Source organism: Candidatus Poriferisodalis sp., assembly GCF_965237655.1.
Taxonomy (GTDB): Bacteria; Actinomycetota; Acidimicrobiia; order Acidimicrobiales; family Poriferisodalaceae; genus Poriferisodalis.
On sequence record NZ_CBDEGB010000002.1, the window covers coordinates 2124623 to 2148937 of the forward strand.

The 24315-nt window shown below is 65.5% G+C and carries 18 protein-coding genes and 3 tRNA genes; 8 read left to right on the top strand and 13 right to left on the bottom strand.

Features of this window, described 5'->3' with window-relative positions; all coding sequences use genetic code 11:
* Positions 1–85: 85 nt before the first annotated feature.
* The 6 genes from ACPXYO_RS18060 to ACPXYO_RS18085 form a co-directional block, all read right to left on the bottom strand.
* Positions 86–3052, bottom strand: coding sequence for an ATP-dependent DNA helicase UvrD2 (locus ACPXYO_RS18060; protein ID WP_423923451.1), 2967 nt, complete (start codon positions 3050–3052; stop codon positions 86–88).
* 102 nt (positions 3053–3154) lie between these two features.
* Positions 3155–3823: a GTP cyclohydrolase I FolE gene (gene folE, locus ACPXYO_RS18065; protein ID WP_423923453.1), complete on the bottom strand. Its 669-nt coding sequence runs from the start codon at positions 3821–3823 to the stop codon at positions 3155–3157.
* Positions 3824–3894: 71 nt separating this feature from the next.
* Positions 3895–3968, bottom strand: a tRNA-Arg gene (locus tag ACPXYO_RS18070).
* Between the two features lie 85 nt (positions 3969–4053).
* On the bottom strand, positions 4054–4992 hold the full coding sequence (locus ACPXYO_RS18075) for an NUDIX hydrolase (protein WP_423923455.1): 939 nt from the start codon (positions 4990–4992) through the stop codon (positions 4054–4056).
* Positions 4993–4999: 7 nt separating this feature from the next.
* Positions 5000–5467, bottom strand: a complete 468-nt coding sequence (locus ACPXYO_RS18080; RefSeq protein ID WP_423923457.1) for a hypothetical protein — start codon at positions 5465–5467, stop codon at positions 5000–5002.
* Between the two features lie 18 nt (positions 5468–5485).
* The gene (locus ACPXYO_RS18085; protein WP_423923459.1) at positions 5486–5995 is read right to left on the bottom strand and encodes a glycine/sarcosine/betaine reductase selenoprotein B family protein; all 510 of its coding nucleotides are present in this window, start codon (positions 5993–5995) and stop codon (positions 5486–5488) included.
* A gap of 107 nt (positions 5996–6102) precedes the next feature.
* Between ACPXYO_RS18085 and ACPXYO_RS18090 the strand changes: the two genes are divergently transcribed.
* From ACPXYO_RS18090 to ACPXYO_RS18100, 3 genes are all read left to right on the top strand, one after another.
* Positions 6103–6178 (top strand) — tRNA-His (locus ACPXYO_RS18090).
* Between the two features lie 43 nt (positions 6179–6221).
* Positions 6222–6295: transfer RNA gene (locus ACPXYO_RS18095), tRNA-Lys, on the top strand.
* A gap of 96 nt (positions 6296–6391) precedes the next feature.
* Positions 6392–6937 (top strand): beta-class carbonic anhydrase, encoded by a 546-nt coding sequence (locus ACPXYO_RS18100; RefSeq protein WP_423923461.1) that lies wholly within the window; start codon positions 6392–6394, stop codon positions 6935–6937.
* A 29-nt stretch (positions 6938–6966) separates the two neighbouring features.
* Here the strand turns inward: ACPXYO_RS18100 and ACPXYO_RS18105 are convergent, their stop codons facing one another.
* Complete coding sequence (locus ACPXYO_RS18105) at positions 6967–10218, bottom strand: cell wall-binding repeat-containing protein (protein WP_423923463.1); 3252 nt, start codon at positions 10216–10218, stop codon at positions 6967–6969.
* Positions 10215–10820: a carboxymuconolactone decarboxylase family protein gene (locus ACPXYO_RS18110; protein ID WP_423923465.1), complete on the bottom strand. Its 606-nt coding sequence runs from the start codon at positions 10818–10820 to the stop codon at positions 10215–10217. The genes ACPXYO_RS18105 and ACPXYO_RS18110 overlap by 4 nt, the downstream gene beginning before the upstream one ends.
* A 145-nt stretch (positions 10821–10965) precedes the next feature.
* Between ACPXYO_RS18110 and ACPXYO_RS18115 the strand changes: the two genes are divergently transcribed.
* A complete protein-coding gene (locus ACPXYO_RS18115; protein WP_423923467.1) occupies positions 10966–11535 on the top strand; it encodes a peroxidase-related enzyme in 570 nt (189 codons plus the stop codon).
* Here the strand turns inward: ACPXYO_RS18115 and ACPXYO_RS18120 are convergent.
* Entirely contained in the window at positions 11532–12779 is a 1248-nt protein-coding gene (locus ACPXYO_RS18120; RefSeq protein ID WP_423923469.1) for an amino acid ABC transporter substrate-binding protein, read from the bottom strand. The genes ACPXYO_RS18115 and ACPXYO_RS18120 overlap by 4 nt on opposite strands.
* A 183-nt stretch (positions 12780–12962) precedes the next feature.
* Between ACPXYO_RS18120 and ACPXYO_RS18125 the strand changes: the two genes are divergently transcribed.
* Both ACPXYO_RS18125 and ACPXYO_RS18130 read left to right on the top strand, forming a co-directional pair.
* Complete coding sequence (locus ACPXYO_RS18125; protein WP_423923471.1) at positions 12963–13352, top strand: very short patch repair endonuclease; 390 nt, start codon at positions 12963–12965, stop codon at positions 13350–13352.
* A 219-nt stretch (positions 13353–13571) separates the two neighbouring features.
* A complete protein-coding gene (locus ACPXYO_RS18130; RefSeq protein WP_423923473.1) occupies positions 13572–14780 on the top strand; it encodes an ATP-binding protein in 1209 nt (402 codons plus the stop codon).
* 547 nt (positions 14781–15327) lie between these two features.
* Here ACPXYO_RS18130 and ACPXYO_RS18135 read toward each other — a convergent pair.
* Together ACPXYO_RS18135 and ald are read right to left on the bottom strand one after the other, a co-directional pair.
* Positions 15328–16338: an HNH endonuclease gene (locus ACPXYO_RS18135; protein WP_423923475.1), complete on the bottom strand. Its 1011-nt coding sequence runs from the start codon at positions 16336–16338 to the stop codon at positions 15328–15330.
* A 446-nt stretch (positions 16339–16784) separates the two neighbouring features.
* On the bottom strand, positions 16785–17897 hold the full coding sequence (ald, locus tag ACPXYO_RS18140) for an alanine dehydrogenase (RefSeq protein WP_423923477.1): 1113 nt from the start codon (positions 17895–17897) through the stop codon (positions 16785–16787).
* Between the two features lie 101 nt (positions 17898–17998).
* Here ald and ACPXYO_RS18145 point away from each other — a divergent pair, with 101 nt between their 5' ends.
* Complete coding sequence (locus tag ACPXYO_RS18145; protein ID WP_423923479.1) at positions 17999–19654, top strand: AMP-binding protein; 1656 nt, start codon at positions 17999–18001, stop codon at positions 19652–19654.
* Between the two features lie 53 nt (positions 19655–19707).
* Here ACPXYO_RS18145 and ACPXYO_RS18150 read toward each other — a convergent pair whose 3' ends face one another.
* Positions 19708–20694, bottom strand: a complete 987-nt coding sequence (locus ACPXYO_RS18150; protein WP_423923481.1) for an NADPH:quinone oxidoreductase family protein — start codon at positions 20692–20694, stop codon at positions 19708–19710.
* Positions 20695–20821: 127 nt separating this feature from the next.
* On the opposite strand from ACPXYO_RS18150, the gene ACPXYO_RS18155 reads away from it, so the two are divergent.
* Positions 20822–21805, top strand: a complete 984-nt coding sequence (locus ACPXYO_RS18155) for an isopenicillin N synthase family dioxygenase (protein WP_423923483.1) — start codon at positions 20822–20824, stop codon at positions 21803–21805.
* 55 nt (positions 21806–21860) lie between these two features.
* Here ACPXYO_RS18155 and ACPXYO_RS18160 read toward each other — a convergent pair whose 3' ends face one another.
* On the bottom strand, positions 21861–24311 hold the full coding sequence (locus ACPXYO_RS18160) for a CaiB/BaiF CoA transferase family protein (RefSeq protein ID WP_423923485.1): 2451 nt from the start codon (positions 24309–24311) through the stop codon (positions 21861–21863).
* Positions 24312–24315: the final 4 nt, after the last annotated feature.

A 24315-nucleotide genomic window follows, 5' to 3' on the forward strand; every position in this document is an offset into this window, starting at 1 on the left:
GCGGGCCTGAATCTCAGCGCCATGGTGGGATCCGTCAGGTCACCGTTTCAGCTCCCACCGTGTCCGTCGACTGGGCAGATGGTTCTCACCCTGTTTGGGGTGGCGCCGCAGAATCAGGGGCCCGGTGCTGAGCGATGATCGCCAAGACGTCCGCGCCAAAAGCCTCCAACTTGGCCGGACCGATGCCCGGCACGGCCAGAAGCTCAGTGTCGTTACGGGGACGCTGGGTCGCCAAGGCAATCAAGACCGCATCTGCGAAGACGACGAACGCCGGGACGGCATCGGCTCGGCTTCGCTCAAGGCGCCAGGCACGCAGTGCCTCGAACAGTTCTGCGTCACGAGGATCTGTCGGCGGCTGGGGTTTGGACTTGCGAGGAGCGGTTGAGGACCCGATGCCCGTCAACGTCGCAGCAGTCCCGGCTGCGCCATCAGCATCGGCGCTCGAATTGCCCCCCACACCATGAGACGCTCCGGCCGCCGGTTCGGAGGGCGCCGGTTCGGAGGGCGCCGGCGGCGCGAGTTCGTCGAGCTCCGCCACGAAAGCACTCGGCTCGTCAGCACATACCAGGGTCACCGATTCCGAACAGCGGGTCAGTGCGACGTGGAAAATGCGACGTTCTTCTTCGACATCGGGCGCGAGTCGGTGCGGCATCAGGCCATCGGAAGCCTCGTAGACGATCACGTGCGGCCATTCGAGACCTTTCACCTTGTGAACGGTTGCAAGCCGCACTCCGTGGCGTCGTGCCGTCGTCGCCTGCGCAGCACTTGCCTGAGGGCGGGATTCGTCGCTGCCGAAGCCGGCTGTGTCAGCCGCTCCTGGCCCTGCACCGGCCAGCCGGTTCTCCAACCACGTGGCGAAGCCCGCCGGATCGGGGTGCAGGTGGGCAACCGAGATCAGCGCCCGCAAGTCATCGCCGTGGGCCGACCGGTCCACGGATCGGCGTGACGCGTCCAGGCGAGTGTCGAGACTGAGCCCCAAACCGAGCTCGTCTCGGACTGCTTCAAGGATGGCTTGGGTCGAGAGCTGCTCGTTTGCGGTGCGCTGGCGCAGCATGTCAATGTCGTCGGCGAACTCGTCGATCTTTGTTGATGTGCGTTCGTCACTGAGACGGCCCGCCAGCGCACGCAGCGCTGCAAGGCTGCGTTGCTCGCCAATCCATTCGATCACGCGTGGCGAAATCGCCCGCGGCGGCCGGCGCGCCGCGTCCGACAGCGCCCCTCCCGGCAGTGCCTGACGGGGCGCAACGGCCAGCCTGAGCCACGCCAGTGCACCCGCGACACCGGTGCGCTCGAGGAATCTGCGACCCAGCGGTGCGTCAGCCGCCACGCCCATGTCGTCGAGCACGACCTGCGGTACGAGCAGCGTGCTGTTGACCCGCGTCAGCACGGCAATATCGGCGGGCCGGGCTCCGTCGTCGATCAGCGCTGTCACCGTCTCGCGCAGGATTCCCGCCGCATTAGCTCCGGCCTTGACGACGAGTGAGCGATTCTTCCGGAGCCCGCCAGCACCACTGAGGAGGGGTTCTCCGGCACCGGAGTCCGCTGCGTCGGACGCCTTGCCGACCGCATTAGTCGCCTCGTCGGGGGCACCCCGATGTGGTGCTGTGATCTGCTTGTCGATCCTGCGGCGATTGTGCGACAGCAGGTTGATCGCGGCGTCGATCACGGGCGACGGGCAGCGGTAGTTGACGTTCAGGTGATGCCGTGTCGCTCCGGGGAAGTACTTGTCGAAGTCGATGAGCCACTGCGGCGACGCGCCCGCATAGCCGTAGATCGTCTGGTCGTCGTCGCCGACGGCGAACACGTCGGCTCGGGGACCGGCGAGCAACCGGATCATCAGCAGGTGAGCTGACGTCAGGTCTTGAAATTCGTCCACCAGCAGCACACCGCAGACGCGCCGCGCGGCGGCACGGGCGGCAGGGTCGGTCAGCAGGATCTCGATTGCCCGGATGATCTGCTGGTCGAAGTCGACCAAGCCGTCCGCCGACAACTCCTCGACGAAACGCGGCGCCACAGCGGCGAATTCGGGAACATCGGGCTGGAAATCGCGCTCCACCTCAGCGGGATCGCGCAATCCCAGCCGCGAAGCACTGAGCGCCTCAAGCCACGGTGCGAGCTGATCGGTCATCGCCCGCCGGCGACGCTTGATCAGCCCGTCGAGGCGGCCACGCACGCCCATCTCGTCGATCACATCGACGCGGCCGTGCCGGGACGGACGGGCGAACGGACCCGATCCGTTGCAGATAGCAAGTGCCAGGCTGTTCAGCGTGCGCACTTGCAGCCCGGAGATGTCCGTCGTTCGTTCCTGCATCTCGCGCCGGGCCCGCACATTGAACGCCACCAGACAGACCGCGCCGGCGGCAAGTCCGACATCGTTCACCAAGTAGCGAGCACGTTCGGTGAGCACGCGCGTCTTGCCCGAGCCCGCGGGCGCAACGATGCACGCCGATCCCCCGAGGTGACCGACCGCCGCCTGCTGATCAAGTGCGAGATCGGCGTGCGGGATCGCTCGCCGGACAACACTCAGGCTGCCAGCGGCCAGGTTCGCGGCAGGAACGACCGGTGGGGCCCCCTCGATTGCGTCGAGGTCGAATGCATCGAGCGGTCCGCCGTCGCACCACACGGGACCGGGCACGGGACCGGCGCCGGTGATCACATCGCCCCTCTCAGGCCCGGGGCAGCGCTGCGCGCCGAGCTTCAGCGCCGCCGAGGCCGGAGCAAAATGTGCTCGCTGCGGATTCCGAGCATCGACGGCATTTGCCGAGAGCAGATGCGCAAGCACCTCGGACCGCATCGTGAGGCCGGGCGCGAGCTCCCACCAGGGCGACTGCAGGACGGGTGCAGGATCGGGCACCTCGCCGTCGAGTTCAATGACCTGACGGGTACGCGTGCGCCAGGCTTCGCGCAGCCGGTGGCCGATCTCGGCACTGAAGTCGCTCGGGCACACCCTGATGCGTTCGCATTCCGCCCAGGGCTCGGGTGGGCGGGCACCGGGATGCACCAGCACGCTGCGGCCAAGCTGAGGCGGTCCTGCGAGTGCAGCCGCGGTCATGTTCACGTCATCTCCCGTTCACGGCATCTCTCGTTCGCGTCATCGCCGAGGCGCAGTGCCTCCAGATCGCGCTACAGAGCCCGGTGTGCACCGACCGATGCGCTAGCGGCCGATGCCGATGAGGTGCATCGCCTCCGCACGGGTTGCGGTGTTGCGGAATTGGCCCCGCACGGCTGAGGTGATGGTGAGCGATCCGGGCTTTTGCACTCCCCGCATCGACATGCACTGGTGCTCGGCCTCGACCACCACGAGAGTGCCTCGTGGCTCAAGCACCTCCATCAGCTTGTCGGCGACCTGGGTCGTGAGTCGTTCTTGCACCTGTGGCCGGCGGGCGTAGGCCTCCACGAGGCGTGCCAGCTTCGACAGCCCCGTGATTATGCCCCGCTCGCCTGGGATGTACGCCACATGCGCCCGGCCGACGAACGGCATGAGGTGGTGCTCGCACATCGAATAGAAGGGGATGTCACGCACCATGACCATCTCGTCATGGCCGGTCTCGAACTGCACCTTGAGGTGATGCTCGGGGTCTTCCCGCAGGCCAGCGAACACTTCCGCGTACATGCGGGCGACGCGCTTGGGCGTTTTGCGTAGCCCCTCGCGGTCGGGATCTTCGCCGATGGCAATCAGGATCTCCCTGACCGCTCGCTCGATGCGGTCGGTGTCGGTCGGCTGATTGGTGACGGCACCGTTGGCGGCGGCGATCGACGGAGTCTCACCAGTGACATCGGGCGTGGAAGCAGCGCTTGTGCCAGGAACTGAGCCGTGCGGCATCCGGTGAACCTACCCGCGTTCGACGGTGACACCATCGCCCATTTGGATATTGCACAGTGGGTCAGGTGACGCGCCCCCGGCAGGACTCGAACCTGCAACCGGCGGGATAGAAGCCCGCTGCGCTGTCCAGTTGCGCCACGGGGGCCCAGCGCCATCCTGCCACCGAACTCGCACGGCTCCACGGCTCGCTCGGCTGCCCCGGCGGCCGCGTCGGCGGTGCTGGATGCGGGCTAGCGCGAGGGCCAGCGCAGGATGCCGGTCTCGGTGCGGCCGTCGGCGGCCTTGTAGTCCAAGTCGTCGGGGAAGGCGATCCGGTGCGGGCCTTCGTTGTCGTAGCGAATCCGCACGTGCTCGTCGTCGGCAGGGGTGCCTCTTCCGGCTGCAGCGACTGCATCGGTCACCGTTCCGAAGCGGGCGAAGCGGTGCAGCATGCCGATGGTGGGCGTCATCATCACCATGTCGCCGATCTCGTTGCGCCTGATGGCGTCGGCGGGGCGCACCCACTGGTGCTCAACGGCTTCGTCGTGGTCGGGCAGGGGCGTCTGACCGTCTGGCATCGCCGTCAGGAAGAACCGGGTGTCGTAGCGGCGCGGCGAGCCCAGAGGCGTCACCCAGCGCCCGATGAAATAGACGTTGTTGCCATCGAGGAGCAGGTCTTCGCTGCGCACGGTCTCGATGAAGTCGCGCTCGCCGGCATTGACCTCGTCGCGGTACTGCGAGAACCGCTCAGCGACATCAGCAGGTGAGAGGTCGATGATGCCCGAGGGCAGATCCCTGGGGTCTTCGACGCCGACCGGGTGGTCGTGGTGCGCCAGCAAGAGACCGGCCTCCTCGAAGGTCTCCCGCAGTGCTGCAACCCAAAACGCAATGCCGCCGCGTTCGATGCCGATGCTGTACGAGGCTTCGGCGTCAGTGAGGCCCGCCACCGTCTCATCGGCGCGCTGGGTGGCATCGTCGGGATCGACCGCGCCCCCGGGATACACCCACATGTCGCCCACGAAGATCGATCGGGAGTTGCGCTTCAGCATGAGCACGTGGGGATCGTCGCCGCCGGACAGGATCATCACGGTGGCCGCATCGCGAACAGGAATGGCTTCAGGGTCATAGTCGCCGCCGGATCCGGGCGATTTGGCGCCCACGGAGACGCGGCGCTCGGGCTGTTCGCTCACAGGCGGGTCAGTAGTCGATGCCCGCGCAGACGAGGCAATCTTCGCCGTCGTGGCTGGCGCGGGCGGCTTCCGCATCCTCTTCGGTCTGATACTGCGGCGTCGGGTGACGCTGGATCCGATCGTCGTCGTAAGTCGCAGATGCGGACTCACCGCCCGTCGGCACAGCGGACTCAGGCCGATCAGCAGCCTTTCCGGAGGGCGCGAACACCTTGTCTTTCCAACGGTCGGACTCCGACCAGCGGTAGCGCAGGTGCGCCATCGACCCCGGCACACGCAGGTTCTCGAAGGCAGCGAACGCGTCCCGAAGGATCTGCAGGTTGAGCTCCGGTTCGTTGGGCCGGCCAGACGTGTGGCCGAGCGGGTAGTCCAGGTAGGCGGCGCGAGGCGGCCAGACCGCCCTGGTGATGTCACGTGCGCTCGTCACCGACAGCGTCGGGATCCCCTCGGCCTCGATGGCCCGTGCGATCAGACCCACGGTCTGATGGCAGACCGGTCAGACCGGAACGAGCAGCACAGCGTCCAGCTCGTCGGCCACGCAGCGCTTCGCCAGTTCAGGGATCAGCTCGGTGCGGACCCTTCGGGTGCTGTAGATGCCGCCCATGAGGGTGTAGGCGTTGGGACCCAGCTCGCCGATCTCCCCGCTGTCTCGCAAGACACGCAGGCCCTCGATCGGGAACACGCAATTGATGTCCGAACGGGCATCGGTCAAGTCGTAGGCGAAATGCGTGGCGCGCAGTTGAGCGGGGTCGATGTCGGTCGGAATCGCCCGGTACGTCGTGTCGTCGCGAAAGTGGAACGCCGTCTGGCCGACTGCATAGACGCCACCCGTCGCAATGAGGCCCAGGCGGCATTCCGAGATCGGCTTGGTCAGCGGTGTCCATGGCGGCGGTGTCTCGCTGTGGAGCCAGAGGTACTCGCCGTATCCCAGTCCGATGTACTGGGCCGTGATCCGAGGGATGTACTCGACTGGCGGCTTCCGAGCCACGACGGTCTGTGTGCTCACGCTCCTACGGTACGCCGTCGGGCTCGCGCCTGTCAGAGCTCACCGCAGAGTCGCCGTGAAATCCGGTAGCGAGGTGGTGCCGCCCGTGGCATCCTTGACCACCCCGTGCGGGTCGTAGCTCAGTCGGTTAGAGCGCCAGTTTGTGGCACTGGAGGCCGGGGGTTCGATTCCCCTCGATCCGCCGCACCTTCGCTCAGAGGGTGTCGTTAGCCTTGCGGGGCATCTCGCGCCTCTAGCTCAATTTGGCAGAGCAACGGACTCTTAATCCGCAGGTTCTGGGTTCAAGTCCCAGGGGGCGTACTACTGGTTTGCCGGATCACAACGGCTGCTGAGTTGGTCAGCACAGCGCTGCACGTTTGATATTCCACGCGTCGATAGCCATGACGAGGACATCGGATGAATCAGCGGGAAGCACACGACGAGCCGAGGGTGTCGGACTTCCACTCGACGGCCGACGACTTGGTCGAACGCAATCGGCGTGTGGCCGACATCGTCAAGACGCCTGGGATGGCACGCGCACCCAGCCGGCACGTGGCGATCGTCACGTGCATGGATGCTCGCATCGATCCCTTGGCTGCGCTGGGCCTGAGCGTCGGCGAAGCGCACATCGTGCGAAACGCGGGAGGCGTCGTCACCGACGACGTGATCCGCTCGCTGTGCATCTCTCAGCAGCTGCTCGGCACCCGCGAGATCTTGGTCATCCATCACTCCGGCTGCGGCATGTGCGGCCTCGACGAGACGACCTTCCGGGCAGTGCTACGCGAGCGAACCGGGAAGCAACCAGATTGGTCAATCGGATCATTCGCCGACCCCGCCGAAGACGTGCACATCGCCATCGCAGCGCTGCGAGCCTCGCCCTTCATCGAGCACAACACCGCTATCCGCGGCTTCGTTTACGACGTCGAAACCGGCCTGCTCAACGAGGTTTCGACGACGGCCTGAGACGCGGCTCTCACCCCGTGCTGCGCCGTTCAGTTGGTCTTGGTGATCGTGACGGTGTGGGTCTGCCCCGAGTCCGCAGTGACCGAGACGGTGTACCCGCGAACCGTCACCGAATCTCCAGCTTCCAACAGCGGGAAGTCCTCGACCGTGCCGTCCCCGCTGTCGCCCGCAATCTTGAGCGGCAGATCGCCGGCCCCCAACGAGGCGTCAACGGTGTAGACGAGCACACCCTCCGCAGGCAGGCCCGGCGGCGTGACACGTGTACCGACTGAATCGGAGTAGGGGCGGGCATTGTCAAACCCGAGCCGTCGTCGACTCTCCATCACGAGTACCTGATTCGGGGCCAAGGGAACGACAGTCATGACGGTTCCAACTCGGGGGGCTGCAACTGGCTCCAGCTCAACTGTCGTAACGGATTCGGTGACGCAGCGCACTTGGTCGTCACCCAGCCATCCCAGCTGCCACCGACTCCAGGCCAACATCTCGTCAAAACTCACGTGCCATGCAGTTGCCGTTTGCGTATGGCCATCGACGTGTCGTCGAACTTCCTCAAGGCGAGAATCGCCGGGCGAAGCCGGGAAGTAAGACTCAAGTCTCATACGGCCAAAAACCGTGCGCACCCAGATTTGGCTATCCGTGCGTGGTGTGCGCCGATGGTCATCACCGTATGGGTAGAGATCGGTCAGACCGAGGGCGTGAGCGACCTCGTGTGCGGCGATCAAGCCCCAGTTGCGGGCACTCGTCTGTTGAGGCAGCGTCATGGTGTTCGCGAACGTGATCTGCATGAGGCTGCCATCAGCAATGATGTCGCCTCCTGCCTGACCGCCGCCGAAATGGCTACTCGGGAGCACGAAGAGAACGATGTCTGAGCCAGCAAAATCGAACGAGGGGTCCGCAGCGGCCACGATCTCGAGGGGCAAACTCCGAGCCTCTGCGTCGGGTGGAGCAACTTGCTCGTTCGTCGTCCGTTCGCTGAAGTAGTCGCTGTAGTCGCCAGTCATTCGCAGCCAGCCGTGTCGCACTGTCGTGGTGACGTCGAGGCGGCCGTAACTGACCTCTTCGAGAAAACGCGTCATGAGCGGCAAACCAACATCAGCTTCCTCTTGCGTGCTGTAGGTGGCTTGGGCATCGGGGAAATCGGCGAAGACAACCGCTACTTGCAGGGATCCGATCGCAGGGGGAGCCCAGGTCGGCAAGGGGAACCCCGCGGTCACCTCATCGATGAGGCCGAGCGGCATGCACGCGCGGTGCTCGCTCTCCGCGGTATCGCCGTCACTCGTGCCGCTGGCATCAGCGATCCAGATCTCGAAATCCAAAAGGCGATTGCCCTCGAGTCGGTTCTTTCGGTATGCGATGCGCTCGCCGTCAGGCGACCACGCAGGCTGAGATTCCGGCCCTGCCGCATTCGTCACCTGTAGCGAGCGGGCTTCATCGACCTCGACAATGTAAATGTCCGACTCGCGATGATCACCACTCGCGTACGCAATCCGGCTGCCGTCAGGCGACCATGACAGGCTGTCACGTCGCACCCCGCCCCTCAGAAAGCGGACATTGGAGCCGTCTGTGTCCATCACGCCGAGTCGACCAAACTCCACGAAAGCGAAACGACGGCCATCGGGAGACCAGCGCGGTGCGTCGAACCAACGACCCTGTCGGCCCGCCGCGACCTGTACATCGCCACCGGTTTCTGCTTCCATCGTGACGATTGAGCGTGAACCGTGAACGACGAGATCCTCCGGGCTACTGACTAAGACCTCGCGGCTGAAAACTATGCGGCTTCCATCGGGTGACCACGACGGGGAATCGTCGGTCCCCTCGCCTCGCGACAATTGCCTGTTGCCGGTGCCGTCGGCGTTCACTACGAAGATGCGCGAGGTCCGCGGCGACGCCACGCTGTCCCGTCGTACATACGCGATCTTCGTACCGTCGGGAGACCACGCCGGTGCATCAGCGTCAACACCAGCGCCCGACAATTTCAGAACTTGACGCTTGTGGCTGCCATCGGGTCGTGATATCTGCAGCGCACCTCTTTCTGCGAACGCGATGTACTCACAATCTGGTGACCACGCCGGCGCGAAGAGGCTCGGGCTGGGACCAGCGAATCGGACGTCCTCGCCACTGCCCGAGCCGCCGCAGGTACCTGCTGGAAGGACGGTCGGCTGGAAGGCCTCCTCGTCAATCGCTTCTGTCTCCTCGGTGGTACCGCCCGTGAGGTATGTGTCGATCGCCTCCTGTGAGACGGCGCCGTCGCCACCGAAGATGGTCAGCTGCAGTTCATCGACCTTGTTTGCTTGTCGCGCCGCGTCGAGGAACGCTGCCGTCTCCGACGGGATGGCACCGGGGTCAGCCAGCACAAGGGGTGCGCACTGCCGAGCCAGCAACGGCGCCGCGCTGAATGAGTCGAAGGGCACTCGGGCACGAGCCAGGCCGACAGCGGAGCCCCCGAAGCAAGAGCCACCCGAGTGCTCGGCTATGAGACTTGCCATCTTGATAGCCGTGTCGTACCGGGTGGCTCCTGCAATCCGACTCACAGTGATTCCCAGATCACGGATGGAGTCCTCGACCGGTGACGACAGCGCGCCGGTCCCGCCCATCAGCACAATGTGGCGAATCCCTGCGTCGCTCAGGTACGACTCGACGCCCGAGTCGAGATGTGTCTTCGGGCTCAACAGCACAGGGTGGCGGCCCCGGGCCGACAGCGGACCAGCGACGAGCGCATCTGCGAACACTTCACCGCTCGCGACGATGGCCGTCGATCCGAAATCGCCGAGCGTGCCGACGGTGCCGGCGCGGCGCGCCACCGCGACCCCGGTCTCGTACTGATCGGCGCCGCCGACCCACTCGACATCGAGCCCGGCCGATTCGAGCGCAGATGCGACGGTCGATGAGATAGATCGCGTCTCGGCGTCGGCTCCCGCGCTCACCAGCAGTGCATCGGAGGCCTCGACGCGCCGCAGAAATTCCAGCGCGTCAGCTCGAAGCTCTGTGGGAGGTGTCATCAGCACCGGTGCGTCAAGCCGGCCAGCGACCGACGCCGCCACGACTGCCTCGTGCCAGCTGACGCCCGAGACCATGACCACGGTCTCCAGCGAGCCGCCGGCATCCGCGGCGACGGCCTCGGCGGCGAGCAGCGATGTGGCGTACCGGTCGGCGCCCCCGTAGCGGGTAAGCGTGACGTCCGCGAGTTCGGCGTCGGAAGCAGCAGCTGCGACTGGCGCAAGCGCCGCAGCGCCGACGCTCAACGCAAGCAGCGCGGCGGCAATAGCCGCGAGACGTCTCATGGTTCGCACGCGGGTTTGCTTATCGCACTCCCGCCTAATGTGGGCGTCGAGGCGGTGGGCCAGTCGGGGACGCCTTCGTCGCGCTGCACGCCAGTGCTGTTGAGCAGGCCGCTCACCATGCGGTAGCAGCCCGCCGCTGCGACGAGGTGCACCAATTCGGCCTCGCTGAAGTGCGACGCCGCCTCGGCCCAGGTGGCGTCGGAGACACAGTCGTCGGAGTAGAGGTCATCGACAACCTGCAGGAGGGCCGCCTCGGACGGCGTCCAGTTGCCCTCAGCAATCGGCCGGGTGACGAGATAGATCTCCTCCTCGGTCATGACTCCGGCTCGGGCAATCAACGTGTGCTGGCCGAACTCGTACACGGACTGGCAGTTCCAGCCCATGCGCAGCACGGCGATCTCCACGTCTCGCCGGGACAGGTCGCCCTTGAACAGGATGGTTTGGGCGAATTCGCCGAATGCCTTGGAGATCGGGCGGCTGTGCGCGATGGTCGCAATGACATTGACGGCGTTTGCGAACGAGGACTCCATGACCTCGCGGGCCCGTTCGGCCACCTTGGGGATCGGTTCAAGGCGAGGTGAAGTCGGTCGTGGCAGGTGCATCGGCAGGCAGTCCTCTCGTCGGCCCCACGAATGTAGGAGACGCCGCCGACGCAAGCTGAAGCGCCAGCGAAACAACTGCAGCCTGCCGCAGGATAATCCGATACAGCTTCGGTGTACCGCAGCCCTCCGTGTTTAGGCTGCGAGCATGACCGAGCCAGCCATCTCGACATTCCCCGTGCCCGACATCGCCGACATTCCCGACGATCTGCGCGAGCGCATGGAGTTGATCCAATCCAAGACCGGCTTCGTGCCCAACGTGTTCCTTGCGCTGGCGCATCGTCCCGAAGAGATGCGGGCGTTCATGGCGTACCACGACGCGCTGATGGAGGGCCCCAGCGGGCTCAGCAAAGCCGAACGCGAGATGATCGTGGTGGCAACCAGCGGGGCCAACAACTGCCTGTACTGCGTGGTGGCCCATGGGGCGATCCTGCGCATCCGCGCCAAGGACCCGCTGCTGGCCGATCAGCTTGCGGTGGACCCCGCCAAGGCCGACCTCACCGAACGGCAACGGGCGATGATCGACTTCGCCTTGAAGATGTGCCGTGAACCGGCGTCAGCGTCGACCGCCGATCACGAAGAGTTGCGGGCACATGGCTTCAGCGACGACGACATCTGGGACATCGGCGCCATCACGGCACTGTTCGCCCTGTCGAACCGCATGGCGCACCTGACGTCCATGCGGCCCAACGACGAGTTCTTCACGATGGGTCGCTAGCGCATCGGCTCCAAGCGCCGCATCACCGCGCTAGCGCACCGGATAGACGAGCTCCCCACGGCCGCAGCGTCGGGTGCAACGACGACGATCTGACCGTCCTGCACCTGGACGGTGCCCATTGGCTTCGCGACGTTGACGCCTCGCTCGTCGAAGCGAATCGGCCCATAGAACGTCTCGACGTCGAGTTCTCGAAGGGCATCGCGTACTTCATCGGTGTCGAGGTCGCCTGCCGCCTCGATCGCGAGGTGCAGCGCAAGGGCAGCCGCTGTCGAGCTGGCGGCCTGGTAGACGGGCCGCTCGCCCCAGAGACTCTCGTAGTAGTCCGCATAGTCCGCAGCGCTTCCGAAGTACGAACCTTCGTAGGCCATCGCGGGCTCCCACTGCGACGGTCCCAGCACGCCATTGACACTGGCGCCGAGGTCGTCGACCAGTTGTGGGTTAGAGGGCCCGACGGTGATGAGCATCGCGTCGGGGCGGATTCCGAGTTCTTGCGCTGAACGCAGGAACAGCACTGCGTCGTTGTAGTGGCCGCCCCCCACGAAGACATCAGGGTCGAGCTCATCGAGCTTCGCCATGAGGTCCGATACGTCGGCGACACCTTCGGGATATGCCTCGACCGTGAGCACCTCGATGCCGTTGGTTTCGAGATGGTGGCGTGCGCCGGCGGCGACAGATGTGGCGAACGGCGTGTCTTCGTGGGCGATGACGGCGGTGCGGGCACCCCGGGCGGCGAGTGCCTCGATGCCCGATCGCGTGTAGTCGGTCGCGGCCGTGGCAACGAGGAACAGGTTGCGGAAGCCCCGGTCGAAAAGCGTGTCTGAAGTGCCGTTGCCTTCCACCATGATGACCTCGCTGGCTTCGGCCACGGCGCTGGCTGTGCTGGTCAGGCTGCTGGAATAAGGGCCGAGCAGGAAGTCGACCTTGTCGCCGTCCATGAGCTGTTGTACGAGCTCGGCGGCGGTGTCAGCGTCGGATTCGTCGTCGTAGTAGATGATCTCCGCCTTGTAGCGGGCGTCGCCGATCCGGATGCCCCCGTATTCCTCGTTGACCCAGCGAACCCACGTGTCATAGCCCTGACGCGAGTCGCTGCCCTCCATGGCGAACCCGCCGGTCTCGCTGAGCGCGGCACCCAGGCGGACGGTTCCGTCGAAACCGTCGTCGCCGTCGCTTCCGGTGCAAGCGACCGCCAGCAGGAGCACAGAGATAAGCAGCGCCAGAGCTCTCGCGGGCCCACTCGTGCGCACGATCCTTCGAGGCTGCCGCATGGCGTTGTTCCGTCCTCACGCGGGCCTGCCGCCCAGACTGCATCGGGAACGCTAGATGGCTGATCGCATCGCGCCACATAGCCTCATCCCGGTCACTCTCGGGCGACTGGTAGAACCCGAACCGTGGAACCCAAGGCGCTACCGGGCCCAGCGTCGGAGCGCATGTCGAAGCAACGGTCCCGCGATACGGGACCAGAGCGCCTGATCCGATCTGCCCTGCACCGGCGAGGTCTGCGCTACTTCGTGCACCGGCGGCCATTGCCCGACGTGCGCCGGGAGGCCGACATCGTGTTCTCCCGGCTGCGGGTGGCGATATTCGTAGACGGCTGCTTCTGGCACGGCTGTCCCACTCACGGCACCAAGCCCCGTCGCAATGCCGAATATTGGGAGACCAAGATCGCCCGCAACCGCGCCCGAGATGCCGACACCGATGCCCGCCTAGAGGCGGCCGGCTGGACACCGGTGCGCGTCTGGGAACACGAAGAACCCAACGCGGCCGCCGACCAAATCGAAGAACTCATCCGCGACCGCGCCCGCCACCTCGGCGGTTGATTCGCGACCCGACGCCTTACCGCCCACGCCGACCTCCCCACAGGGAGTCGATCTTGCATGTGCAGGACATGCAATCGACGTTGTGCAAGAACACCACGCATGAATGTGCGAAAACAGCATTTGAAAGTGTGTAATACCAACATCTGAGATTGTGTGAAATATGTATCTATATATGTGCAGAAGTAGTAGTCTGGCGTTATGGCCAGCTATATTCCTCGGATGGCCGATGCCAGGATTGAGTTCTTGGCGGGGTCTCCTGCAGCGCTGTTCATCACCGGCGCACGTGCCACCGGCAAGACGACGACTGCCCGTCGGCACGCCACAACAGTGATTCAACTGGACAACGCCGATGAGGCTGCCGCCATACGCGCCGATCCCGACACCGCCCTGCGCGATCTCGAACCTCCCATACTGCTCGACGAGTGGCAAACAGTCCCCGAGGTGCTCAGCGCTGTCAAACGGGCTGTGGATCTCGATCGCATCCCGGGCAGATTCATTCTCAGCGGGTCCGTCCGCTCGGCACGCGATCCCTCCTTGTGGCCCGGCACTGGTCGCTTGCTCCCGGTCACGATGCATCCGCTGACAGTGCGGGAACGGGTCGGCGCCATCGGTGTCGAATTCCTCGAGCGTCTGCGTGACCGAGAAGACATCCGGCTGCCGGCGAACCCACCGGACCTGCGTGGCTACGTAGATGCGGCGCTCGAGGGTGGCTTCCCCGAAGCCGTCCTGGAGGGCGAACCGGCGCGCCGAGATGCATGGCTCGATGGCTACCTCAGGCATATGGTGACCCGCGATCCGTCGACTCTGGGTGTTTCGCCCGACAGCAATCGCCTCAGTCGCTTCTTCGGAGCGTACGCGCTCAATACTTCGGGTCTTGCGACCGATGCCACACTCATCAAGGCCGCGAGCATCGACCGGCGAACCGGAGAGTCCTACACACGATTGCTCAGCGACCTCGGCGTCATCGCCGAGTTGCCGGCGTGGCACGGCAACCGGCTCGCTCGCCTCGTCAAGGGACGTAAGCGTCTCGTGGCAGACACCGGCCTGTGGGCTGCTGCTGTCGGGATCGATGCCGCGACGGTGATGTCCAGCGGTGATCTGATCGGGAGACTCCTAGAGACCTTTGTCATCAATCAGCTGCGGGCCGAGACCGCCCTGATGACGCGCGGCCCACAGCTGTGTCACCTGCGAGTGGCGGAGGGCCGCCACGAGGTCGACTTGATCGCCGACTTCGGTGCCCGAGGCATCGTCGCAATCGAGATCAAGGCCACGAACGCGCCCGACGCCAGCGACGCCCGGCACCTTCTCTGGCTGCGCGATGAACTCGGCCCCCAGTTCGTAGCAGGTGCCGTCCTCCACGTCGGCAGTCGCAAGTACCGCCTATCGGACAGCATCGAAGCGATCCCGATCTGCGCCCTGTGGGCCTGACGCCTGCCGAAGTTCAACTCAGAGACGATCCGGTCATGGGTCGCGGAACGGTTACCAACCGACGCGCGCTCCCGTGCATCGCTGAGTGCTCTTCGCGCTGGCCCGGTAAAGGTGCTGTTGTGTTCGTACCACGGCACGGTCCATCCCGCCGCTTCTTCGAGCGCCTGCAACGCAGCGCCAAGCGCATTGCGTATGACGACCTCAAGGCGACTCAGATCCTCGAATAATGCGGCACCGATGCTGATATTCCAGTCGTAGAGGCGCACCGCAGCCCTGACATCTTCCCGCGCGTCAGACGTGTACGGTGCGAGCCTCGGCGTACTGATCCTGCCGACGAGGACATTGAGTTCGTGAGCCGACACATTCACCGCCAGGATGCTAGAGTCGGCAACGAAAACCCCGGAACCGTCAATGCTTCGGCAAACGGCCGGGGTTACGCCGTTTATGGCCGCATTCAGCACGCTCCTGCAACCGCGCCTGCGATGCCGACACCGACGCCCGCATGGAAGCCAGTCGGCTGGACCCCGGTGCGCCGACAGACAAGTGCTCAGGGCACGGGATCCTGGTAGACGTGCCGGTGATGCCAACGAAGATATGAGTCTCTGGGCGCTTCGATGCCTTGCGGCAGGAGCAGTGCTTCCCGCAGGGACTCGCCGAAGTTGTGCTCGACCCCGGTGTCAGCCTCGATGCTTGCTCGCAGCCGCCTGGACCGATGTACGCGCAGTCCTCCGTTCACGGTGATCAGTCCCTTGTCGAACGCAGCATCGTGCGTTGGGCACGCGGCTACTCCGTTGCGCGGGTCGCGTCGCTCTCGGTTGCTCGAATCAGCCCACGGCTTGATGTGTGACGCAACGATGAGACGGTTGCCCTGGAGCGATCTGGGGGCCATGCCGCAGAAGCCGCAGGTGTGGTCGAAGCGTCGCAGCACCTCAGTCGCAAATGCCTTGTGGCCGACCCGGGCACGGTGCTGGACAATCCGGGTCGTCTCAGCAGACGACAGCTCTTGGTTGTACTGCAGCTTGGCAGCGCGGAGCTGTGCCGCCTCCTGCTCGATCATTTCGTCAAATCGTGAATCCGCCAAGTCCTCAAGGCCGAGTAGTGAGTAGTCAGTCACTTGCTCCAGCCGCAAGAAATCGGGTAGTCGTCGGGCACCAATGCCCACGCGGCGCGCCGCCCGCAACGCTGTGCGATACAGATCCAGGAAACGGACGAAGTCGGCCCCCATTTTCATGAAGAACTGAACCTCGTACTTCGCTCCGTTGACTCGAGAACCGTTCAGATTCATCATCTTGCTGGTAATCGAACTCGCCCGGCGCTTGAAGAGGGCAGCGAGATCGTGGACGAGCTGCGGCGCGGTGTAGATCGTCTGCCCGCCATAACGGTGTGGGTCCACTACTGGATCGTCGGACAAGAAGAGCCCGTAGCACAGCACGGTCTCTACCGGCGTGAAGTTGACCTGTCGCTTGCCTGGCGGCGGCATGCGACGCTGCACGATGCTCTGCCACTGCGTGGCCGCCTCAGTTTCAGTGAGGTCCAAGTAGTCGCTCAGCGACGCCACTCGGACAATCTCTCACGTTCGCAGATCCAGCGGACGACACTCGCAGGGCTCGGCGCAACCTCGTAACAACCTGCCATCACGAAACTGCGGCAACGAAGCCAAGATCGCGCACTCCAACACCTCATCGAGGTGTTCTTCGCAGACAAACACGGTGAAATTCAACCTGCCGCAATCGAGCTTCCAGGAAACGCAGTACAGCGCGCCGCGCCCCTTGGGCGGCAACGGACACTCTTCGCAGTCTCGGTAGCCGAAATCGACCGACACGACGAGTCGAGCCCTGCCGCCTGCCTGTGGAATCTCATCGAGCGACGTGGTGAGAGCCATCGATCCTCCTCAATCGATCTGATGGGGCGATACTGCCGGCTCGGATGAGTGGAGTGGTGAATTCCAACGGCCGTCATGGGCGTCACAGGTGAGGGCCGAGCAAGTCCGTCGTCGAAGCTGCGTCAGAGGCCGAGGGCGGTGAGGGGGTCCGTATACGGGATGTTGAGGGCGGCGGCCACGTTGGGCTCGGTGACGTGGCCTTTGTAGACGTTCAGGCCGGCCCGCAGGTGAGGATCGGTGCGCAGGGCGTCGAGGCCGTTCTCGGCGATGGCCAGCACCCTGGGCAGGGTGGCGTCGCTGAGCGCTCGGGTTGAAGTCACCGGCACAGCGCCGGGCATGTTCGCCACGCAGTAGTGCACGACGCCGTCGCAGATGAAGGTTGGCTCGGCATGCGTCGTGGGTTTCGATGTCTCGAAGCAGCCGCCCTGATCGATGGCGACATCCACGACCACTGAACCCGCTCGCATCTGGCGGATCATGTCGGCGGTGACGAGCTTGGGCGCCCGAGCGCCGGTCACCAGCACAGCGCCGATCACCAGGTCAGCGTTGAGCACCTCGGTCTCGACCGTTGCGCGGGTGGAGATGACCGTCACGACCGCGGCGCCAAAGCGCTGCTCGAGGTGATCCAGCACGGCCGGATCGATGTCGAGCACCCGCACGTCAGCACCCATGCCGATGGCAATCTCGGCCGCGTTCTCGCCGACCACTCCCCCGCCGATGACCACCACACGAGCCGGCGGTACCCCAGGAACGCCACCGATCAGCAGGCCGATACCGCCATGCGCTGTTTCCAGCGCCCACGCGCCCGCCTGCACTGCGAGCCGGCCGGCAACCCGAGACATCGGCGCTAGCAACGGCAATCCCCCACGCGAGTCCGTGACCGTCTCATAGGCCACGCATGCCGCGCCGGAGTCCACGAGATCGGCCGTCTGCTCAGGGTCGGGCGCAAGGTGCAGGTAGGCGAAGAGGATCTGACCATCGCCAAGCCGCTTGCGTTCCGACGCCTGAGGCTCCTTGACCTTGACGACGAGCTCCGACTTTTCCCACACCTCGTCACAGGTACCGATGAGAGCGCCCGCGGCTTCGTACTCGGCATCGGAAACTCGAATGCCCGCACCAGCGCCGGATTCCACCAGCACCTGATGCTCGTGCAACACCAGCTCGCGCACAGCGTGGGGCGTCAGCCCAACCCGCTGTTCACCCGCCTTGAGTTCGCCGGGCAATCCGATCAGCATACGGTCACCTCCCAAACAGGTGCCCAACTTCTGTACGCGCCCAGCAAGCAGGCGCCCCCCATTCGGGCTGAATTGCCCGGGCGAAGTCTACGATTCCGCCGATGGGCACCCGTGACCAGGGCACGAGTCGTGACGGCTGGACGTTGCCTGGGCTCGTTCGGGAAGCGGCGAGGTCGCATGGCACCCGCGAGTTTCTCTCATTCGAGGACGGTCGCACGGTCAGCTTCGCCGAGCTTGACGAGCTGACTGACCGGTTGGCAACTGCGCTGGCCGACCTCGGCCTTGAGCCGGGCGATCGGCTGCTGGGCTTGCTCACCAACAGTGCCGAGTTCATGTTGCTGATGATCGCCACCCAGAAGCGGCGGGCGATCTTCGTCCCGGTCAACACCGACCTGCGCGGCGCGTTCCTCGAGCACCAGGTGCGCAACTCCGAACCGCGCATCGTCGCGGTTGATCGCGGCCTGCTGGACCGATTCGACGACGTGAACACCGGCGCAATCTCCTCTCCGGGGGATGACATCGAGACCACGCTGCTGGTCGACGACGGCAGCCGCGGCAGCACCCCGGGAGGAGCGCTGATAGGCACCACGGTGCTGGCGGTCAGTGACCTGCTCGACACCACGACACGGCCCGACGCAGTGCTGGAAGCCAAGCCCAGCGACGTCTGCACGATCATGTACACCTCGGGCACAACGGGTCCCGCCAAGGGTGTGCTCATGCCTCAAGCGCACTGCTACCTGTTCGGCCTCACGACGGCTCAATCGCTGGATATCACGCCCGAGGACCGTTTCTTCTGCTGCATGCCGATGTTCCACGCGAATGGGTTGTTCATGCAGGTCTACGCCTCGCTGCACGCCGGCGCCTCGGTGTTCGTCACCAAGCGGTTCAGCGTGGCGCAGTGGCTCGGCACGGTCATCGACAAGGGCATCACGCTGACGAACGCCCTCGGGGTCATGCCGGAATTCATCTGGCGCAGTCCCCGAACCGAGCGCGACCGGGATCACCAACTGCGCGCAGTCATCGCCCTCCCGGTCGCCGACGAATGGGCTGCCGGGTTCGAGGAGCGCTTCGGTGTGCGCATCGCGCAGGGCTACGGGATGACCGAGGTCAACATGGTCGCCTTCACTAACCCCGCCGATCCGGTGATGTCGGGATGTGCCGGTCCGCCTCTGGATGACTACTTCGAGGTGATCGTCGCCGACCCCGCGACCGATCTTCCGTTACCAGGCAACGAGATTGGCGAGATCCTCGTACGGCCCCGCGTGCCCTTCTGCTTCAACGTGGGCTACCACCAGATGCCCGACAAGACCGTCGCAGCGTGGCGCAACCTGTGGTTCCACACCGGCGACGCCGGCAAGCTCGACGACGCAGGCCGGCTGCACTTCGTGGACCGGCTCAACGACCGCATCCGCCGCCGCGGCGAGAACATCTCCAGCTACGAAGTGGAAACAGTCATCAACGAATACGAAGGCGTCGTCGAGAGTGCCGTGGTCGGGCTGCGTGTCGAAGGGGCCGGCGGCGAAGACGAGGTGCTCGCCGTGGTGGCAGTGGACGGACCGCCCCCCGATCCAGTCGAATTCTTGGACTGGTGTGTGCCCCGGATGCCCCGCCACAGCGTCCCGCGCTACCTGCAGTTCGTCGCCGAGCTGGACAAGACCGCTTCAGGCAAGATCCGCAAGCAGGCAATCCGCGACACCGGCGTCACCGACGACCTCTGGGACCGCGAATCGGTGGGCTACACCGTGGCCCGCGGCTAAGCGGGCACAGACGACACAGTGGCCCGCGGCTAAGCGGGCCCGCCGCCGACGGCTTACAGGTCGGGGCGCAGCAGGACCCTGCCGGTCGTCTTGCGCTCGTGCAGCGCCTGCAGCCCGCCGAGCAGCCCCTCGAGCGGCAATACCTGGCTGACCAGCGGGTCGAGCCTGCCGTCGGCAACCTGGGGCCAGAGCTCGTCGTAACACTCTTCGAGTACCTCGTCCATGCGGCCGCGGTAGCCACCCATGTGCACGCCAACCACCGAGTAGTTCTTGACCAGCAGGTGGTTGGCAGGCGCTTGGGGGATGGTGCCACTGGCGAAGCCCACCACCAGCAGCCGACCTTCCCATGCCACGAGGCGCCGCGCTACGTCGAAGTACTTGCCGCCGACCGGGTCATAGATGATGTCGCAGCCCCGGCCGCCGGTGGCATCCATCACCGACTGGTAGAGGTCGTCGTTGTCGTAGTCGATGACGGTGTCGGCGCCGAGCTCGCGGCAGGTTTGCACCTTTGCAGCGCCGCCCGCGGCGGCGATCACGGTGCATCCCGCAGCCTTGGCCATCTGCACAGCTGCTGAGCCGACGCCGCCAGCGGCCGCCAGCACCAGCACCGTCTCACCGGATTGCATCTGCCCCCGCCGGTACAGCGAGAACCATGCCGTCCCATAGATGACATTGGCAGCACATGCCGCCGGGATCGACACGTCGTCGGGCACGCGCCGTGCCGTTGCGCCCTTGATCAGTGCCTCGCTGGCGTAACCGCCCCAGCCGGCTGTACCCGAGCCGATGACGCGGTCGCCGACCTTCAGATCGCAATCGGGACCGACCTCGACCACCGTGCCCGAAGCTCCCATGCCGGGCGTGAACGGCGGACTCGAACGCACCTGGTAGGTGCCTTGGCAATGCAGGATGTCAGCGAAGTTCAGGTCGGTGGCCTCCACGGTGATGCGCGCCTGGCCAGGCCCTGGCTCGGGCGAGGGGTACTCGCCCAGCTCCAGCACGTCCCACGGGTAGCCCAACTCGTTCAGTCGCCATGCTCTCATGGGGCCGAACCGTACCAACGCGCTGTGGCGACCCGCTGAGCAGCCCCGCCGGTCATGCCCCAAGCCCTGGTACGCCGTGGCGCGTACGCTCGTGGCGGCAGTCGACGCCAATAGTCGAGGGGACGAGATGGCACTCATCGTCGAGCAATCGCCAGTGACAGACGTGATCCCCGTCCTGGACCTGTCGCCCCTGAACCAGACAGCCCCGGACCGGATGGCCGTCGCAGCGCTCGCCAGCGACTTGCGACGTGCGCTGACCGAGGTGGGCTTCTTCTTCATTGTCAACCACGGCGTGCCATGGGAAATGGTGGACGGGATCTTCGACTCGGCCCGGCAGCTGCACGCACTTCCGCAGCCGACGAAGGACTCGATCCCGATGGGGAAGCTGGTCGGCGGCTATCTCGGCATGGGCGGTGGCACCTCGTATGCCTCCGACATCGCGGGACCGGTACGCAAGCCCAACCAGAACGAAGCGTTCTTCTGCCACCGGCACGGATACCACGAGAGCAATCAGTTCCCGCCGCTCGAAGGATTCGCGGCGAGGTGTGAGGCCTATGTCGACCAGGTCATCAACCTTGGCGGTCGGCTGCTGCCAGTGCTGGCCCAGTCGCTGGACTTGTCGCACGACTGGTTCGTGCCGGACTTCGACTCACCGAGCGTGACGCTGCGCATGTCGCACTACCCGCCGATGGACTACTCGGACAACGAGTGGGGCCTCGCCCCCCACCCCGATAGCTCAGTATTCACGTTCCTGCCCGCCAACGACGTGCCGGGGCTGGAGATCCGACCCGCCGGCCATGACTGGATCAGGCCGCCGCAGCTCGCTGAGTCGTACCTGGTCAACAGCGGCGACATGCTGAAACGCTGGACAAATGGCGTGTACCTGTCGACAGCGCATCGGGCCCGCAACCCCACCGATGGCGAACGGTACGCGGCACCATTCTTCTACGGCGCCCGGGATGACGCCGTGGTCGCGCCAGTGCCCACGACGGTCAACGGCGAGGCGCCGGCTCGCTGGGAGCCGATCACTTACGGCGACTACCAGCGCTGGTTCCTGAACCGGAACTACGAGAACGTCACCGGCGAGGCCGTCGGCGAGTCGCCGAGCTAACCAGCGTGGCAGCCTTACTGGGCCTCTCCTAGAGCGTGCGCTACTCCGAAGCGGTCTACTCGAGCACGCCAGCGACGGCCAGTTCGGTAATCCGGTCGGCGTCGTAGCCGAGCAGCTGTTCGAGCACCTCGAAGGTGTGCTCGCCGTAGGTCGGGCCGCCATGGCTGATGCCGTCGGAGCTGCGTGACATCGCGAAGCGGGTGCCTTCCACCCACATCGTGCCGTTCGTACCGTGGGCGACGTTGCGGAAGTGGTTTCGGTGCGCAAGCTGCGGATCGCCAGTCATGATCTCGGAGTTCGCAATCGCATGCGCCGGGACGCCAGCCGCCTGCAGCTCGTCGTGTGCCTCGACGCCGTCTCGCTCAGACGTCCACGCCGTGATCAGCCCAGCGATCTCATCAGCCCGCTCGCGCCGCTCGTCAACGCCGAGTCCGGCAAGTCCGTCAGCACCGATGACTCCGCACAGCGCTCGCCACTGGTCGTCGCTCTCGCAGGCCACCGCAATCCAGCAGTCCTCGCCGGCCGAGGCAAACACGGCGTGCGGCGACATGGCGCGATGGTCGTTGCCGAGCTTGTCGGGCAGGTGCGCATTCACGTTGTAGTCGAGCACCGCCGGGGCGAGGAACGTCATCGACGCTTCCGCCTGGGACAGATCGATGTACTGACCTTCGCCAGTGCGGTCGCGGTGGTCCAGCGCGGCCAGCAAGGCAGCGCTCAGGAACTTCGGCGACACGTAGTCGGTGTAGGCGCCGAACACGCCCGCCGGGTCTCGGTCGGGCCAGCCGGTCATCTCGTAGAAGCCGGACATCGACGCCCCCATCGTGCCGAAACCGGCCAACGACGACAGCGGGCCGCTCTGGCCGAACAGGCAGCTCGACGCCATGATGATGTCGGGCTTGACGGCACGCAGGTCGTCATAGGACAGGCCAAGATCCTGCAGGGCATGGGGTGAGAACGACTCGCACACCACGTCGGCCCAACGCACGAGATCCAGGATCAGGTCGCGGCTCTCGGGCTTGGAGATGTCGATGGTGATACCGAGCTTGCCGGCGTTCATGTTCTGGTAGAGACCGCCGTTGTCGACGCCGGCCTCGTCGTTCAGGAACGGCTGGATGGTCCGGGCCGCTTCGACCTTGTGGGACGACTCGACACGCACCACGGTTGCGCCCCAGTCGGCCAGAACCCGTGTCGATCCCGGACCGGCCATGACCCACATGAAGTCCAGGATCTTGACGTCAGCGAGCGGGAGCGACGGGTCTCGGTGACTCGCATTGGCCGCAGCCACCAGCGCTTCGGACACCGGGACCGCTGCTGCAGCGCTCGCCTCTGCGAGAACCTCGTCGGTGTGCTCGCCCACCGATGGCGGGGGCGTCGAGATGTCCAGCGGGGTGGCGCTGAACTGTGCCAACGGACCTGGATAGCGCACCGATTCGATGCTTCCGGTGGGAATGTCCCGCCAGAAGTCCCGCTCGGTGAACTGGGGCGACTCGACCACATCTGCGACCGTGGTGACGGGCACGATGAGCAGCCGCTTCTCCAGCGCCACCTCCAACAGATCGGCCTTGGTGCGAGTGGCGGTGAAGTCCGCCGCGACCTGCTGGATGCGCTCGTACTCCGTGGGCGGAATGCGGCCGGTGATCACGCCCTCCACGAAGTGGATCCAGTCGATCTCGAGGTCGCTGTCGGCGCAGCCGCCCTGGGTGTGCATCCATTCGAACAGCCGTGCTCCGAAGGGGCCGATGGACTCGCCAAACAGGATGGTCGCCGAGACGTAGCCGTCAGCGGCGGGCGAGCGCAGCCGCACCCGGAACGGCCCGAGCCGTGCCCCGCCGCTCATGCGCAACAATTCCGGCGAGTTGTAGAGGTGGCACAACGTGGCGGACTGGGTGGCCTGGGTCACTGCCTGCTGGGCGCTCACATCGATGTGCTGGCCCTGACCAGTGCGTTTGCGATCCCGGAGCGCGATCAGCGCGGCCACAGCAGCCTCCGCAGATGCGTGCAGGAAGCACTGATCGAGCGGGATGCGCAACGGGGGCCGATCCTCGTCGCCCATGACGTTGGACAACATGCCGGCAGCCGAGATGATCAAGTCCGTGGCTGCCCAGCCCGCCTTGGGTCCGGTTTGGCCGAACGGCGTGATGGACGTGTACACCAGTCCCGGATTGAGCGCTGCAAGATCGTCCGGTCCGAGGCCCCTCTCCGACATGGCGCCGGGCGCATCGGACTCGATCAACACGTCAGCGCTCGCGGCCATGTCGCGCAGCCGCTGCTGATCCTGCAAGTCGTCGAGATCCAGCACCACGCTGCGCTTGCCGCGGTTGTAGGACCAGAACCACAGCGAGGCTTCGGGGTCGCCTTCTCGCCCGGCGACGAACGGCCCGACGGTGCGCGAGGCGGATCCGCCCGGTGGCTCCACCAGGATCACATCCGCGCCGAGATCGGCCAGCAGCGCTCCGGCCATCTGACCCCGATGATCCGACAGGTCCAGTACTCGACAGCCCAGCACGGTG